The organism is Roseobacter denitrificans OCh 114 (assembly GCF_000014045.1).
Lineage (GTDB): Bacteria > Pseudomonadota > Alphaproteobacteria > Rhodobacterales > Rhodobacteraceae > Roseobacter > Roseobacter denitrificans.
Map to the genome: position 1 here is coordinate 1,942,643 of NC_008209.1, position 15,346 is coordinate 1,957,988.

General features: G+C 59.6%; 14 protein-coding genes. 10 read left to right on the top strand and 4 right to left on the bottom strand.

Annotated elements, in window-relative coordinates:
- Positions 1–163 precede the first annotated feature (163 nt).
- From RD1_RS09420 to RD1_RS09445, 6 genes are all read left to right on the top strand, one after another.
- Positions 164–1,087: a hypothetical protein gene (locus RD1_RS09420; RefSeq protein ID WP_011568254.1), complete on the top strand. Its 924-nt coding sequence runs from the start codon at positions 164–166 to the stop codon at positions 1,085–1,087.
- On the top strand, positions 1,050–3,179 hold the full coding sequence (scpA, locus tag RD1_RS09425) for a methylmalonyl-CoA mutase (RefSeq protein WP_011568255.1): 2,130 nt from the start codon (positions 1,050–1,052) through the stop codon (positions 3,177–3,179). The genes RD1_RS09420 and scpA overlap by 38 nt, the downstream gene beginning before the upstream one ends.
- Positions 3,176–3,793: a VOC family protein gene (locus RD1_RS09430; RefSeq protein WP_011568256.1), complete on the top strand. Its 618-nt coding sequence runs from the start codon at positions 3,176–3,178 to the stop codon at positions 3,791–3,793. Before scpA ends, RD1_RS09430 begins: the two co-directional genes overlap by 4 nt.
- Positions 3,790–4,266, top strand: a complete 477-nt coding sequence (locus RD1_RS09435; protein WP_011568257.1) for a GNAT family N-acetyltransferase — start codon at positions 3,790–3,792, stop codon at positions 4,264–4,266. The genes RD1_RS09430 and RD1_RS09435 overlap by 4 nt, the downstream gene beginning before the upstream one ends.
- A gap of 51 nt (positions 4,267–4,317) precedes the next feature.
- Positions 4,318–4,998: a molecular chaperone DjiA gene (locus RD1_RS09440; protein ID WP_011568258.1), complete on the top strand. Its 681-nt coding sequence runs from the start codon at positions 4,318–4,320 to the stop codon at positions 4,996–4,998.
- Between the two features lie 101 nt (positions 4,999–5,099).
- Positions 5,100–5,429, top strand: coding sequence for a hypothetical protein (locus RD1_RS09445; RefSeq protein ID WP_011568259.1), 330 nt, complete (start codon positions 5,100–5,102; stop codon positions 5,427–5,429).
- Between the two features lie 92 nt (positions 5,430–5,521).
- On the opposite strand, the gene RD1_RS09450 is transcribed toward RD1_RS09445, so the two are convergent.
- The 4 genes from RD1_RS09450 to RD1_RS09465 all read right to left on the bottom strand — a co-directional run bounded on the left by RD1_RS09450 (position 5,522) and on the right by RD1_RS09465 (position 11,158).
- Positions 5,522–7,084 (bottom strand): Ppx/GppA family phosphatase, encoded by a 1,563-nt coding sequence (locus RD1_RS09450; RefSeq protein ID WP_011568260.1) that lies wholly within the window; start codon positions 7,082–7,084, stop codon positions 5,522–5,524.
- A gap of 106 nt (positions 7,085–7,190) precedes the next feature.
- On the bottom strand, positions 7,191–9,365 hold the full coding sequence (locus RD1_RS09455) for an RNA degradosome polyphosphate kinase (protein ID WP_044033405.1): 2,175 nt from the start codon (positions 9,363–9,365) through the stop codon (positions 7,191–7,193).
- Positions 9,366–9,405: 40 nt separating this feature from the next.
- Positions 9,406–10,089 carry a DnaA ATPase domain-containing protein gene (locus RD1_RS09460; protein ID WP_011568262.1) on the bottom strand — a complete coding sequence of 228 codons (684 nt, stop codon included), beginning with the start codon at positions 10,087–10,089 and terminating at the stop codon, positions 9,406–9,408.
- A gap of 1 nt (position 10,090) precedes the next feature.
- Positions 10,091–11,158 (bottom strand): AI-2E family transporter, encoded by a 1,068-nt coding sequence (locus tag RD1_RS09465; RefSeq protein WP_011568263.1) that lies wholly within the window; start codon positions 11,156–11,158, stop codon positions 10,091–10,093.
- 201 nt (positions 11,159–11,359) lie between these two features.
- Here RD1_RS09465 and proS point away from each other — a divergent pair, with 201 nt between their 5' ends.
- The 4 genes from proS to RD1_RS09485 all read left to right on the top strand — a co-directional run bounded on the left by proS (position 11,360) and on the right by RD1_RS09485 (position 15,315).
- Positions 11,360–12,715: a proline--tRNA ligase gene (gene proS, locus RD1_RS09470; RefSeq protein WP_011568264.1), complete on the top strand. Its 1,356-nt coding sequence runs from the start codon at positions 11,360–11,362 to the stop codon at positions 12,713–12,715.
- Positions 12,716–12,802: 87 nt separating this feature from the next.
- Positions 12,803–13,300, top strand: coding sequence for a DUF2937 family protein (locus tag RD1_RS09475; RefSeq protein WP_011568265.1), 498 nt, complete (start codon positions 12,803–12,805; stop codon positions 13,298–13,300).
- Positions 13,301–13,352: 52 nt separating this feature from the next.
- Positions 13,353–14,639 (top strand): lipoprotein-releasing ABC transporter permease subunit, encoded by a 1,287-nt coding sequence (locus RD1_RS09480; RefSeq protein WP_011568266.1) that lies wholly within the window; start codon positions 13,353–13,355, stop codon positions 14,637–14,639.
- Positions 14,632–15,315 carry an ABC transporter ATP-binding protein gene (locus tag RD1_RS09485; RefSeq protein ID WP_011568267.1) on the top strand — a complete coding sequence of 228 codons (684 nt, stop codon included), beginning with the start codon at positions 14,632–14,634 and terminating at the stop codon, positions 15,313–15,315. The genes RD1_RS09480 and RD1_RS09485 overlap by 8 nt, the downstream gene beginning before the upstream one ends.
- Positions 15,316–15,346 lie beyond the last annotated feature (31 nt).

The window sequence follows — 15,346 nt, forward strand, 5'->3', positions numbered from 1 at the left end:
TGTCTCCTGTTGCAGCTAATATAGGCCGGAATTTTCAAGATGCGATGGGGGTGTCGCGCAAATTTACCATTAAACCTGCAGCAATGGATTTGGTGTAATGCAAACGCATCCCCCAATACACCGGCCGACAGGGGCGGCCTCTGCTCAGCAGGTCAGTTGCGCTATGGACATCATTCTGCATATCGGGGCGCATCGCACCGGCGTTGCAAGTTTTCAGGACTATCTGCGCCGCCATGCGGAGGCGCTTTCGGCGTGTGATATTGCCTGCTTTCAACCTGCCCGATCAACCACCTTTCCGGATGCGCGGACTGTGTCGCGTGTCGGGCTGACAGCGCAGGATTATGGCTGCGTGCAAAGCCAGATGGATCAAGCGCGCCAACGCGGCATGCAAACTCTCCTGATCAGCGATGCGGACAGCCTCGGGAGCGTGGCGCAGAATATTGAGCAACGCAGGCTCTACCCGGCGGCGGGCGCGCGGCTAAAGCAGGTCGCGGGGAGGCTTGGGGCACAGATTTCAACCGTTTTGATCAGTATCCGCAGTCTTGAGACATATTGGTGTTCGGCCCTTGCGCATGGTATTTCACAAGGGCTGGATGTGCCGGATCGTGATGCCTTGGCGCAAATCGCGCGGGATGCGCGCGGGTGGCGGGATGTGATCACCGATATCTCTGATGCGCTGCCGCGAACCACGATTGCCGTTTTGCCGTTTGAAGACTTCAGGGGGCGTTCTGACTTGATTTTGGCGCAGGGCGCCGGTTTGGATGCGCCGTTTGACACGCAGCGCGCATGGCTGAACCGGATGCCGCGCCTGCCTGAACTGCGCCGGGTGTTAAATGATCGCGGAGCCGCATCGTCGGACCTGCCCTTTGGCATGGGCCGCTGGAATCCGTTTACGAATGAAGAGCATGCAGCCCTGCGGGAAATCCATGCTGATGATATAATGTGGCTGACAGCGGGCGCTGATGGCCGTGCCACACTGAGAGAGGATCGCCGCCCGGAAAGAGCAGGGCCAACCCTGCCGCGGATGGCACAAAACAAAGGACAAGAAGATGAGCTCGACAAAAGACAAATGGCGCGCCCTCGCTGAAGCTGAATTGCGCGGCCGTCCGATTGAGGACCTGACGTGGCGCACGCTTGAAGGGATCGACGTACAACCGTTCTATACCGAAGAAGACCTGAAAGACGTCAAACACCTCGGCTCAACCCCCGGTGCGGCGCCCTATACGCGCGGCGTCAAGGCCACGATGTACGCAGGCCGCCCCTGGACCATTCGCCAGTACGCCGGGTTTTCGACGGCTGAGGAATCCAACGCCTTTTACCGCCAAGCACTGGCCAATGGGCAACAAGGTGTTTCGGTGGCCTTTGATCTGGCGACACACCGGGGTTATGACAGCGACCACGAACGCGTTGAAGGCGATGTGGGCAAGGCGGGCGTGGCCATCGACAGTATTGAGGATATGAAAATCCTCTTTGACGGCATCCCGCTGGATAAAGTGTCCGTTTCCATGACGATGAATGGTGCGGTTATTCCGATCCTTGCGAATTTCATCGTCGCGGGGGAAGAGCAGGGGCATGACCGCGCGGTACTTTCGGGGACAATCCAGAACGATATTCTCAAGGAATTCATGGTGCGCAACACCTATGTTTATCCGCCCGAACCCTCGATGCGGATCATCGCGGATATCATCGAATATACCTCCGCCGAGATGCCGAAATTCAATTCGATTTCCATCTCCGGCTATCACATGCAGGAGGCGGGCGCGAACCTCGTGCAGGAGCTTGCCTTTACCCTTGCTGACGGGCGCGAATACGTGCGCGCCGCGATTGCGCGGGGCATGGATGTGGATAAATTCGCCGGACGGCTGAGCTTCTTTTTCGCCATCGGGATGAACTTTTTCATGGAAGCGGCCAAGCTGCGTGCCGCGCGTTTGCTCTGGTCGCGGATTATGGAGGAGTTCGAACCGAAGAACCCCAAATCCTCGATGTTGCGGACCCATTGCCAGACCTCCGGTGTGAGCCTTCAGGAACAAGACCCTTATAACAACGTGATCCGCACGGCCTATGAAGCGATGAGCGCGGTGTTGGGGGGCACACAATCGCTGCACACAAATGCGCTGGATGAGGCGATTGCGTTGCCCACGGAAAACTCAAGCCGGATTGCACGCAATACCCAGTTGATTTTGCAGGAAGAAACGGGTGTGACCAATGTGGTTGACCCTCTGGCCGGGTCCTACTATGTCGAAAAACTGACCCATGATCTGGCCGAGGCGGCGTGGCAGTTGATCGAAGAGGTTGAGGAAATGGGCGGCATGACCAAGGCCGTGGCCAGCGGCATGCCCAAGTTGCGCATCGAAGAGGCCGCCGCCACCCGTCAGGCCAACATCGACCGGGGCACCGAAGTGATTGTCGGTGTCAACAAGTACCGCCGCGACAAAGAGGACCTGATCGACATTCTGGACATCGACAACGCCGCCGTGCGCCAAAGTCAGATTGCGCGCCTGGAACAGGTACGTGCCGGTCGTGACGGCGCGGCCTGCGACGCCGCCCTTGAAGAACTCAGCCGGCGCGCGGCGGAAGGTGGCAACCTTTTGGAAGCGGCCGTTGAGGCGGCACGCGCCCGCGCAACAGTAGGAGAGATCAGCATGGCGATGGAAAAGATTTTTGGCCGCCACAGAGCCGAAGTAAAAACCCTCGCCGGTGTTTATGGCGCGGCTTACGAAGGGGATGCGGGTTTTGCCGCCATTCAGAAATCGGTCGAAGCCTTTGCCGAGACCGAAGGGCGCAGACCGCGTATGCTGGTCGTGAAAATGGGGCAGGACGGGCATGACCGGGGGGCCAAGGTGATCGCGACCGCTTTTGCGGATATCGGGTTTGATGTGGACGTCGGACCGCTCTTTCAGACGCCCGCCGAGGCCGCACAGGATGCGGTTGACAACGATGTGCATGTGATCGGCATCAGCAGCCAGGCGGCGGGCCACAAGACACTGGCACCGCAATTGGTCACGGCCCTCAAGGAAGCGGGAGCGGAGGATATTCTGGTGATCTGCGGTGGCGTAATCCCACAGCAGGACTATCAGTTCCTTTACGATTCAGGGGTTAAGGCCATTTTCGGACCGGGCACCAATATCCCCGAAGCGGCGCAGGATATCCTCAAACTGATTGCCGAGGCGCGCGGTTGATCGCGTTTGACCATATTGCAATCGCCGGTGAAACGCTGTCGGCCGCGCGCGCTTATGTCGAAGATGCGCTTGGCGTCGCCCTGCAAGACGGTGGCGCGCATGACGTGTTTTTTACGCATAACGCCCTGCTGGGCCTCGAAGCGGGGCTGTACCTTGAGGCGATTGCCATCAACCCGGATGCGCCGCAGCCAGATCGACCGAGGTGGTTTGATCTGGACCGTTTCGAGGGCGCGCCGCGCCTGACCAATTGGATTTGCCGGACAGGTGATTTAGCCGAAACACTGGTCAACATGCCGGAGGCGTTCGGAAAGCCGGTCGCTTTGAAGCGGGGCGATCTGCGTTGGCAGATGGCCGTGCCACAGGATGGAATATTGCCCTTTGACAATTGCGCCCCGGCCTTGATCGAATGGCAATCCGCACCGCACCCGGCTGAACGCCTGCCGCGCTCTGGGGTCACACTGCGCCGTTTGACGGTAACCCATCCACAGGCGTTACAGTTGAAGGACCTGTTACGAGGTCAGATGCAGGATGACCGCATTTCGATCGAAACAGGGCCTGTGGCGATGCAGGCAGATTTTGACACACCGCAGGGGCCCCGTACACTGGGGGCATGATCAGACCTGCATCACCTCAGGACAGCGCGGCAATTGCGGCTTTGTGGAACTGGATGATCCGCGACACATTGGCGACATTCACCACGGTGCCAAAAACCAGCGCAGAGGTCGCGGCGCGCATCACCTCAGCGCCGACGCAGTTTCATATCGCGGAAAACAAAGGGATATTTGTCGGTTTTGTGACCTTTGGACCGTTTCGACCCGGGCCGGGATATGCCGCGACGGTTGAACATACCATCCTTATCGACCCACAGGCGCATGGTCGCGGCATTGGGCGCGCGCTGATGGCGCAGGCGGAAACCGCTGCCCGCGCGGCAGGTAAAAAGGTCATGATCGGTGCAATCAGCAGTCACAATCGAGGCGCGATCCGTTTCCATGAAAGGCTGGCCTACATACAGGTCGGGCATCTTCCCGGTGTGGGGTACAAGCAAGGGCAGTGGCTTGACCTTATTCTGATGCAGAAAAACCTCTGATACGTCGGTTGATGGCCTGACAGTCCGCGCCGCAGGGGCTATGGTCCGCGCATGTCTATCTGGTCCCGCATCACTGACGCGCTTTCCGCTCTGACGGCGGGCGAAGGGCTGTCGGCCGTTTTCGACCGGCTGCGCAGCCCGCCGGAGCGGTCTGTTGCCTTTACGATTGCGGTGATTGCTCTGGGGGCCAAGATGGCCAAGGCGGACGGGCGCGTGACCCGCGATGAGGTCACCGCTTTTCGCGAAGTCTTTCGTATCGCTGCACAGGATGAGGCAGGGGCCGCCAAGGTGTTCAATCTTGCGCGTCAGGATGCAGCGGGCTTTGAGGAATATGCGCAGCGCATCGGCACCATGTTCAGCGGGCAGCCCGACACCCTGCGCGACCTTCTTGAAGGGTTGTTTCATATCGCGATGGCGGATGGCTTTTATCACCCGAACGAAAACGCCTTTCTGGAAAAGGTGACCCATATTTTCGGCATACCGAAATCCGAATTCAACAGGCTGCGGATGAGATTCGCACCCGATGCGCCCCAAGACCCCTATACCGTTCTGGGCGTCAGCCCGGACACGCCGATCGAGGACATACGCCGGACGTTCCGCCGCCTTGTGCGCGAAAATCACCCCGATGCAATGATCGCGCGGGGTGTGCCCGAAGAAGCGTTGCAACTTGCGCAGAAGCGCATGTCGGACATCAATAAAGCATGGGACGACATCCGCGCTGAACAAGGGTGATGCGGTCAAGGGTTTGTCAGGCGGCGGCACCTCAGTGCCATTGCCTGTGGTCGGATTGATCTGATCTGTCAGAATCGCGGATGGATTGTTATGGTCTGTCCATGAAACGGGTTTTTGCTGCACTTTTTGTTTTGACCGTCGCGGGCCATCCTGCCCTGGCGCAGGAGGAGGACGGGTCCTCCCTGATGGAAAGGGGCGCGCAGCAGTTCCTCGAAGGGTTGCTGCAAGAGATGCAACCTGCATGGGAAGAGATGCGCAGCTTCATGGAGGAAATGGGGCCCGCCATGATGGGGTTGATGGATGAGGTCAAGGACTGGTCCGCTTATGAGCCGCCGGAAATGCTGGACAATGGCGACATCATCATTCGTCGCAAACCTGACGTTGACCCGGTCCCGGAGCAAACAGACCCCGTTCCCCAGATCGAGCTTTAAGGCGTCAGGCAAAAGACCTGAATCACGTAACGCTGCCTGAAATCAAGGGTTTCAATGCGTGATGTGATGTTCCAGGTGCTTCGTCAGGCGCTCTAACGCAGTTTTTTGACCTCGACGCTGGCTTCGAGCGAGGCGGCAAGGGACATCAGCCGCGCCTCTGCAACCTCTCCGAACAAGGGGACCATGTCGGGCGTCAGGCTCAGCTGCAGGTGTTTTTTCTTTGGAAACCAACGCAGTGTGCCGCGTTTGGCATCTTGCGTCATCCAGAGCATGGCACCAAAGCGCATCGCCTTGCCCAGTATCTCAGCCTGACGTCGTTCGGCCTCGTCAATCAATTCATATAGCTCGGCAAAACGCGTCCCTTCGCGTTTGTTTGAATAGCGATGCAGCAGCGCAAGGCCCAGAAACACCCGTTCGGAATGCTTCAGGCCGCCCAGATTGGCACGGGTTGCATTGTCAAAACAGGTTTCGGCCCGGTAATCGGGGTGCGCGCGCCAACTGACGTCATGCAGCAGGCAGGCCGCTTTGATCAGCCTGCGCCGGGAGGCGGGGACAGATTTGAACAACGGGTGGATGAAGGCATAAAGGGATTTGCCAAAACCCGGCATGCGGGCGTCTTTTGCTTCCGCAAAACGGCAGGATTCAATCAAGGGGTCGCGGTCGCGCAAACGCTGGGGCATTTGCTCATAGAGCATGCCTTCGCGAATGCCGTAGCTTGACACCGCGATATCCTTGGGCCGGAAGGTTTTTACCAACCGGCTCAGCACCTCCGCTGCGAGCGGAACAAGGCTCATCCGGGCGGACGAGATACCGCAGGCGCTGCGCAATTCGTCCAGGTTGCTTTTCTCGATGAATTTGATGGTGGCGCTGACGGAGCGCGCGGTCATGCGGTATTCATGCAGCACGTGCAGCGGATAGCCGCGCCGGTGCATGTCAATCCGTGCAATGGCGCGCCATGATCCACCAACAAGGAAAAGCCGGTCACGCTGCGCGCCCATCGCCTCTTGCAGGGCCGTCATGGTTTCTCTGATATGTGCCTCGCGGCCTTTCTTGCCGCCCCTGATCTCGCGCAGTTTCAGTGGTCCAAGAGAGGATGTGACCCGACGCCCCACGCGCCCGTCGGAAATCTCTGCCAGCTCCATCGACGAGCCCCCGATATCGCAGACCAGCCCGTAAGATCCCGGCCATCCCAGCAAGACACCCTGCGCGGAGAGGCGTGCCTCTTCCTTGCCGTCGATGACCCAGATGCGCAGGCCTGTTTCGCGCAAAACCTCTGCGCAAAAATCGCGCCCGTCGCTTGCATCCCGGACGGCGGCGGTGGCGACAACGGTCAGATTGGGCAATCCCATGCCCTGTGCCAGATGCTGAAAACGGCGCAATGCGCTCAGCGCGCGCACCCGTCCCTGAGGGTTCAGAACGCCGGAGTCGGACAGACCCGCGCCAAGCGCACACATGATCTTCTCGTTGTAAAAATATGCCGGGCTGCGCGCAGCCCCGTCAAAAACCACAAGCCGAACGGAGTTCGAGCCCACATCAACAACGCCGACACGTGCCAGCGCCCGCGCACCCGGATCACGAAAAAGCGGCTGCCCGAACAGGCCAGCATCGGGATGGCTGGCATCCGGGGTTCCAGGGTTCAGGTTGGTTTCGCTCATGGACCTACACCGGCTGTTCGCGCGCAGCCTGTTCAAAAACACCGCAGCCGTCAATGCGGATCACGGGGTTATTTTTGCGGCTTTTGCGTTTTGTTGTGTGTGGGCGTCAGTCTTCGGTGTGCGTCAGTTTGGGAACATCCGAGGCACCGGCGGACCCACGGCCGGAAAGCGACGGGTTTTCCATGAAGAACCGATGGCAGTTAAAGGCAAACTTGCCTTCTTGGACGGGGGGGCGTTCGAAAACACCATCGGGGCGCATCACCCAGCTTTGGGCGACATCCGCCAGATTTGCAGCCATGATCTGGCTGACGATCTGCGCTTTGACCGTCGGGTTTTCGATCTCGACCAGCGTTTCGACGCGCCGGTTGAGGTTGCGACCCATCCAATCCGCTGATGAGATGAAAACGCGCGCTTTCTTGTGGGGCAGGCCCGCGCCGTTGCCAAAACAGACGATGCGGGAGTGTTCCAGAAACCGCCCCACGATGGATTTGACACGTATGTTTTCGCTCAGACCTTTCACCCCGGGGCGCAGACCGCAGATGCCCCGGATCACCAGACTGATTTTGACCCCGGCAGCGCTGGCCGCATATAGGGCGTCGATGACTTCGCTGTCGATCAGGGAATTCATCTTGGCCCAGATCACGGCCGGGCGGCCATTGTGGGCGTGATCCGCTTCGGCGGCGATCAGTTCCAGCAGCCGTGGTTTCAGCGTGATCGGCGAAATCGCAAGATTGTCGAGGCTATCGGGCTGTGCATAGCCCGACAGGTAGTTGAAAACCTTGGTGGCATCACGCCCGAGGCGCGCATCGCAGGTGAAAAACGAAAGGTCCGTGTAAATCCGCGCCGTGATGGGGTGGTAATTGCCGGTCCCATAGTGGGTATAGGTCACGAGTTGATTGCCCTCGCGCCGCACGATGGTGGAAATCTTGGCGTGGGTTTTCAGGTCAAGAAACCCGTAAACCACATGGGCGCCCGCGCGTTCGAGGCGGCGGGACTGGCGGATGTTGGCCGCTTCGTCAAAGCGGGCTTTCAACTCAACCAGCGCTGTGACGGATTTGCCGCCCTCCGCCGCTTCGCAAAGTGCTTCGACAATCGGGCTGTCGCGTGATGTGCGATAGAGCGTCTGTTTGATCGCGACAACCTGCGGGTCGCGTGCGGCCTGCTGCAAAAAGCGCACCACCATGTCAAACGTCTCGTAGGGGTGGTGCAACAACATGTCCTTGTTGCGGATCGCGGACAGCATGTCGCCGTCATGGTCCGTGACCCGTTCAGGGATTCGCGGGGTGAAATTGGGCCACAGAAGATCGGGGCGCGCATCCAGCACCAATTCGGCGAGGTCGGCCATGCCGACCATGCCATCAAGCTGGATCACCTCGTCGAGATCAACATCCAGTTCTTCCATGATCACCGATTTCAGCTTGGGCGGTGCACCGGCGGAATGGGTCAGGCGCACGACTTCGCCGCGCCGCCGCCGTTTGAGCGCCACCTCGAATTCGCGCACGAGGTCTTCGGCCTCGTCCTCGACCTCCAGATCACTGTCGCGCAACACGCGGAATTCAAAATGCGCCTTGAGCTTATAGCCGGGAAACAATTGCGCGATGTTCATGACCAGCAGTTCTTCGAGGGGAAGAAAGCGGTGGCTGCCATCGGGCGCGGGCAACGCGACGAAACGCTCGATCTGTGCGGGGATCGGCAAGAGCGCCTGCAAGGGGCGTTTGTCGCGGCTGCGTTCAAGCTGCAGGGCGAGGGCATATCCGGTGTTTGGAATGAACGGGAAAGGGTGCGCGGGATCAATCGCAAGCGGCGACAAGACAGCGAAAACCTGCGTCAGAAAAACCTCTTCGAGGTACTTCTTGTCTGCAGCGGTCAGATCATCCCGTCTGAGCACGGAGATGTTTTCGGCTTCCATATCGGCAAGCAGCGCAACCAGAACACGCTGCTGCGTTTCCATCAGCGTGCGCGCGTCATTGTTGATCAGAACCAGTTGCTCGGCCGGGGTCAGCCCGTCGGCCGCCGGGGTGGTATTGCCCGCCATGGCCAATTCGCGCAGGCCTGCCACCCGCACGGTGTAGAATTCATCCAGATTGGTCGCTGAGATGGATAAGAACCGCAAGCGCTCCAGCAGGGGGACGCGCGGGTTCTCGGCTTCTTCCAGTACGCGCCAGTTGAAGCCCAGCCAACTCAGTTCCCGATTGAAAAACCGCTCCGGTCCGCTTGCATCCACATTGGGAAGCGCCACCGGTTCTGGAAAATCTGCGCTGAGAAAATCTGCTTGTGTCATTTTGACCTTTTGCAAAAAGCATGTGTCGGCTGAATGACATTTATCGCGCAAGCTGATCCTCTTTGTCCAGCACTGCCGCCGCAAGTTGCCGTGAGAGCGGGCGCTTTTGCGCCAGCGATGCCGCATCAAGGGCCGCAACGATCCTGCGCGCGGCTGCAAACGAGCGGTCGATGCGCAGGATCAGATAGGCAATCAGCTCAGGTTTCGGCGTCAGTTGCCGATCTGCAAAAAGCTTGGCGAGCACCGCCGACAGCAGCGCGTCATCGGGCAAATCAAGGGAGACCGCCTGCGTCCCCTCTATCCGGCTTTTGAGGTCCGGCAGGTTCAGATGCCACGCACGCGGCGCGGCCTCACCGGTAAAGAGCAGTGCGTTGCCCTCGGCCAACGCAAGGTTGTGTAGGTGAAACAATGCCGTTTCAGCCTGCGCATTCCCGGCGATGTCGGGCACGTCTTCGATCGCGACGGAACGTCGTGCCAGATCGGGAATGTCCTGCCCGACAAGGTCGCGCGCCGGACAGATCTCTGCGCCGCTGAGGGCGGCCCACACATGTGCAAGATGCGTCTTTCCCGATCCTGCCGGGCCGCTCAGCACAAGTTTGCGCCCCGGCCAGTCCTGCCAGCCCTCGATCAGGGCCACGGCGAGAGCATTTGACGGCGCCACCAGAAAATCCGCCCGCCCCAGTGCGGTGATGCCGGGCAGGTCCAAACCAAGCTGTTCGGGCATGTCAGTCCTGATCCTTGTCCGACATGCCACGATAAAGCAGCGAGTTTGTGTATTGCGCAACGCCAAAGCGCGCCAGAACCCCGAGGGCCGCGGCGAGCGGTACGGCTACGAGCATGCCCACGAACCCGAAGAGTGCGCCAAAGACTGACAGCGCCAGCAGCAGCCAGACCGGGTGCAGCCCGACGGAATTGCCCACGAGTTTGGGCGTGATGACATTGCCCTCAAGCACCTGACCCAGCGCGAATATGCCGACAATGATGCCCACGGACATCCACTCGCCCCAGAATTGAAACAGGGCAAGCCCGATGGCCAAGGCCCCGCCGATCAGGGCCCCGAGGTAGGGAATGAATGTCACCAGCCCCGCGATGAACCCGACCACAAGCCCGAACTGCAGCCCCGCAACCATCAAGGCGATCGCGTAATATGTCCCCAGGATCAGGCAGACGGTGCCCATACCGCGGATAAATGACGCCAGCACCTGATCAATCTGGGACGCAAGCTGGCGGATGGTCGGGGCATGATCGCGGGGCAGCAGGCTGTCGATCTTTGCCGTCATATTGTCCCAGTCCAGCAGTAGATACACCGCGACAACCGGCACGATGATCAAGAGGATCAAGACATTCAACAGTGACGCCGCAGAAGACAGTGCCGTCTCCAACAACTCGGCACCCCGGCTCTGGATCGTCTCACCCAGCGAATGCAGGGAGCGCTGCATGGCAGAATTTTCATCCAGCAGCGTTGGGAAGCGTTCTGTCAAAAAGGCGGTGATATTGCGTGCATATTCCGGCGCGACATTGACCAGCTTTACAGCCTGTTCGACGAGGGCAGGAATCACGAGCAGCGCGACAATAAAGAAAACCAACAAGCCGCAAAGCGTAATGATCGCGGTCGCGGCGACCCGGCTCAGGCCGAGGCGTTCGAGGCGATCTGCCACAGGGTCCAGAAAATAGGCGATTGCGCCGCCAAGAACAAAGGGCAAGAGCACATCGCCCAAGAACATCAGCGCAACCAACAGCACCGCGGTGGCAATTCCCCAATATTTCAACTGATCCCGGATGGGCAGGGCCATTTTTCTCTCTCTGTCCTTTGTGGTCGCGATGTCACCGTGCTTACCGCAGGTTTGGGCAGAAGTGTAGCGCTGCAAAAACCTATTTCCTGTTTGAGCGAAAGGACTGGTTTTCAGCTCAGCCTGTTGAGACGGTTTGGCGATTGCGAGCCGCGCGCCTTTGGCCTAATCAAGGGCATTCCGTAGACCAGATGAGGACACCCCATGCGCCTGACCCGATACTTTATGCCCGTACTGCGCGAAAACCCGGCAGAGGCGCAGATTGTCAGCCACCGTCTGATGTTGCGGGCCGGGATGATCAAACAGAACGCGGCAGGGATTTATTCGTGGCTGCCGCTGGGGTTCAAGGTGCTGCGCAAGCTGGAAAACATCGTGCATGAGGAACAAATCCGCGCAGGCCACGTGCCGATGCTGATGCCCACGATGCAATCGGCGGATCTATGGCGCGAAAGTGGGCGCTATGATGCCTATGGGCCTGAAATGCTGCGGATCAGGGACCGACAGGACCGCGACATGCTCTTTGGGCCGACCAATGAGGAAATGATCACCGACATTTTCCGTAGCCATGTGAGCAGCTACAAGGATTTGCCACTGACGCTCTATCACATCCAGTGGAAATTCCGCGACGAGATGCGCCCGCGCTTTGGTGTGATGCGGGGGCGCGAGTTCTTTATGAAAGACGGCTACAATTTCGATCTGACGAAAGAGGACGCATTGCACGCTTATAACCGCCATCTGGTCAGCTATTTGCGCACCTATGAGCGGATGGGATTGCAGGCCATTCCGATGCGCGCTGATTCCGGCCCGATTGGCGGCGATGACACGCATGAATTCCTGGTCTTGGCGGACACCGGAGAATCCGAGGTGTTCTATGACAGCGCCGTGACCGATCTGACCTTTGGGGACCGTGACATTGACTATGACAGCGTCGAACAGTGTCAGGGGGTGATGGAAGAATTCACCAACCTTTACGCGCGCACGGATGAAACCCATGATCAGGCCCTGTTCGCCGCGATCCCGGCTGAGCGTCAGCGCCAGGCGCGGGGGATCGAGGTCGGCCAGATCTTCTATTTTGGCACCAAGTATTCCGATGCGATGGGCGCTAAGGTGCAGGGCCCCGATGGCAAACCGACGGCTGTACATATGGGCAGCCACGGGATCGGGGTCAGCCGCCTTGTCGGCGCGATCATCGAGGCCAGCCATGACGAGAAGGGCATCATCTGGCCCGAAGGCGTGACGCCGTTCCACTGCGGAATCGTGAACCTGAAACAGGGCGATACGGAGGCTGATGCAGCCTGTGATGCGCTTTATGCGTCATTGCGTGCGCTCGGGCTTGATCCGCTTTATGATGATCGCAAGGAACGCGCAGGCGGCAAATTCGCAACCATGGATCTGATCGGATTGCCATGGCGGATCACGGTGGGGCCACGGGGGCTGAAAAACGGTGTTGTCGAACTGACCAGCCGCAAGACCGGCGAAAGCTCAGAGCTTCCACCCGAAGAGGCAATTGAAAAGATTGCTAAAATATACGCGCCCCATCATGTGAGTGGCAACCTGTAAGCAAGGACGCGCGGCGCGGGGCTTTGAGCGGCGCGCTGTTTCTGCTAGGCTGTCGAGGCGCCATCGGGGGATGAGCGGGAGAAGGCGATGATCCTTCGCGGTTTCATTCTGGCGGCAAGTGTCGCGGGCGCGCTGGGCGCTGCGCAGTTTCCGGCGTTTTCACAGCAGTATCTGCAGCGCCTTGGCGGGGCGGTGGACGCGTTGCAGCAAGTGATACTGGATTTCGATGCATCTGCGGCCTCACTGGGGCTCAGCCGGGAGGAGGCGCTGGCGCAGATGACGGGCTCGGCCTTTGTGCAGGCGCGCCGCGCGGATATGCAACAGGCGTTCCGGCGCTACGACGGGCTGCGCGCCGCGCTTGACACGCTAGAGGGGCAGGGGCCTTTCATGCGGGCCTATCATTTTGCGCATCTGACGGACGGGGAAATCGTAAAAGGGGCGTGGGAGGCCTTCGAACCGGCGCTACCGATCACCTTTGCGAGCGCCTTGTTTGCGGGAGTTGGCGGGGTTGCCGGGGGCATATCGGCGGCTTTGCTCGCAGGCTTGTTGCGGTCCCGGCGCAGATCCAAAGCACTGTCGGCTTGACCCGCGACGCGCGAAATCGCAGGTTGCGCGCAGTTTCAGTCGAGGACGTTGAATGACCAGAACACCCCCACCATTTGCGGGTTTCGAATGGATGATTGCATGGCGCTATTTGCGTGCCCGCCGCAGCGAAGGCGGTGTGAGTGTCATGACGTGGATCAGCCTGATCGGCATCACGCTTGCGGTCTTTGCGCTGATTGCCACCCTCTCTGTGCGCTCCGGTTTCAGGGCGGAATTCGTGGATACGATTTTGGGGGCGAATGCCCATGTGACCGTTTATGCGCTGGCATCCGTGACGGAAAATGGCCAGATGGATCGCACCATACCGGATTTTGATGCGATCGCCGCGGAGCTTGCGGTGGTGCCGGGTGTCACCCGCGTCGCACCGCTGGTACGGGGGCAGGTCATGGCCGCGCATCGCGGGCGAAATGCCGGTGTCGAAGTGTTTGGCGTGGCCCCTGAAAACCTGCGCTCATTGCCGCGCATTGCGGATCCGGCCACATCGCGTGGTGATATCGCGCGCTTTGGTGAGGGGATTGCCCTCGGCTCTGGTGTGGCGCGCGAATTGGGGGTCGGTATCGGGGATCGCATCCGTCTGATCTCGCCGGATGGGGTGAAAACCGCCTTTGGCACATCGCCGCGCGTGAACGCCTATGAGGTGACATACATCTTTACCGCCGGGCGTTATGACATCGACCGAACACGCGCTTACCTCCCTTTTAAAGAGGCGCAAAGTTTCTTTAATCGCCAGGGGGTAGCGGATGAAATTGAAGTGATGGTTCAAGAGCCTGAACGCATCGATCTGATGCGCATGGAGCTTTTGAAAGCCGCCGGGGAGCGTGGGCAACTCTGGACCTGGCAGGATGCATCCGGCGGCTTTCTGCGCGCGCTCGAAGTCGAGGACAATGTGATGTTCATCATCCTGTCGATTCTCGTGCTGATCGCCGCAATGAACATCGTCTCGGGCCTCATCATGCTGGTGAAGAACAAGGGCCGCGACATCGGCATCCTGCGCACCATGGGGCTGAGCGAGGGGTCCATCCTGCGGGTGTTCTTCATCTGCGGCGCGTTCACGGGCATTATCGGCACAGCCGCGGGTGTCATTCTGGGTTCGCTCTTTGCCCTCTATATTGATCCGATTTTCTCTTTTGTGAATGTCGCGATGGGGGGCGGTGTCTGGGATCCGTCCATTCGCGGGATTTATGCGCTGCCCGCCGAACTGCACCTCAGGGATGTGCTCTCCGCTGTGGCGCTGTCGCTTGGTCTGTCGTTTGTGGTGACAATCTTTCCTGCCCGGCGCGCGGCACGCATGAACCCGGTTGAGGCGCTGCGCTATGAGTAATCCAATCCTCGAAATGCGCGGCATCACCAAGTCCTACAACGCAGGTCAGGCCAATGCCGTCACCGTCCTGCGCGGAGTGGATCTGCGTATTGCCAAGGGTGAAGTGGTCGCGCTGGTTGCACCATCGGGTGCAGGGAAATCCACGCTGTTGCACATCGCAGGTCTGCTGGATGAGGCCGATACCGGTCAGGTCCTGATCGAGGGCGAAGAGATGCGGGGCCTCAGCGATGCGCGCCGCACTGCGATCCGGCGCAGCGATGTGGGTTTCATCTATCAGTTTCACCACTTGCTGCCGGAATTCAACGCCGCTGAAAACATCATTCTGCCGCAACTGGCCAATGGGGTGTCCAAAGCCGCAGCGGCGGAGCGTGCGGCGGGCTTGCTCTCTGCGGTTGGGATTGCATCGCGGGCCGCGCATCGCCCCGGTGCGCTGTCGGGGGGCGAACAGCAACGCGTCGCCTTTTGCCGCGCGCTGGCCAATGCGCCCAAAATGTTGCTGGCGGATGAGCCCACGGGCAATCTGGATCCCGGCACCTCGGATCAGGTGTTTGATGCGCTGATGAATCTTGTGCGCGACACAGGCCTGTCGGCGCTGATTGCAACGCATAACCTCGCGCTGGCGGCCCGTATGGACCGGCAAATCCGTTTGGACGCAGGGCAGCTGTCTGACGTATAATATCAAGGCCTTACGCAGGCTAGCGGGCGAA

What these genes read in the sequence shown, in the direction of transcription:
- RD1_RS09485 (WP_011568267.1), top strand. Translation starts at nt 14,632, where the DNA reads ATGAGTAATCCAATCCTCGAAATGCGCGGCATCACCAAGTCCTACAAC.
- RD1_RS09445 (WP_011568259.1), top strand. Translation starts at nt 5,100, where the DNA reads ATGAAACGGGTTTTTGCTGCACTTTTTGTTTTGACCGTCGCGGGCCAT.
- scpA (WP_011568255.1), top strand. Translation starts at nt 1,050, where the DNA reads ATGAGCTCGACAAAAGACAAATGGCGCGCCCTCGCTGAAGCTGAATTG.
- RD1_RS09440 (WP_011568258.1), top strand. Translation starts at nt 4,318, where the DNA reads ATGTCTATCTGGTCCCGCATCACTGACGCGCTTTCCGCTCTGACGGCG.
- RD1_RS09475 (WP_011568265.1), top strand. Translation starts at nt 12,803, where the DNA reads ATGATCCTTCGCGGTTTCATTCTGGCGGCAAGTGTCGCGGGCGCGCTG.
- RD1_RS09480 (WP_011568266.1), top strand. Translation starts at nt 13,353, where the DNA reads ATGACCAGAACACCCCCACCATTTGCGGGTTTCGAATGGATGATTGCA.
- RD1_RS09435 (WP_011568257.1), top strand. Translation starts at nt 3,790, where the DNA reads ATGATCAGACCTGCATCACCTCAGGACAGCGCGGCAATTGCGGCTTTG.
- RD1_RS09450 (WP_011568260.1), bottom strand. Translation starts at nt 7,084, where the DNA reads ATGAGCGAAACCAACCTGAACCCTGGAACCCCGGATGCCAGCCATCCC.
- RD1_RS09460 (WP_011568262.1), bottom strand. Translation starts at nt 10,089, where the DNA reads ATGCCCGAACAGCTTGGTTTGGACCTGCCCGGCATCACCGCACTGGGG.
- RD1_RS09420 (WP_011568254.1), top strand. Translation starts at nt 164, where the DNA reads ATGGACATCATTCTGCATATCGGGGCGCATCGCACCGGCGTTGCAAGT.
- proS (WP_011568264.1), top strand. Translation starts at nt 11,360, where the DNA reads ATGCGCCTGACCCGATACTTTATGCCCGTACTGCGCGAAAACCCGGCA.
- RD1_RS09455 (WP_044033405.1), bottom strand. Translation starts at nt 9,365, where the DNA reads ATGACACAAGCAGATTTTCTCAGCGCAGATTTTCCAGAACCGGTGGCG.
- RD1_RS09465 (WP_011568263.1), bottom strand. Translation starts at nt 11,158, where the DNA reads ATGGCCCTGCCCATCCGGGATCAGTTGAAATATTGGGGAATTGCCACC.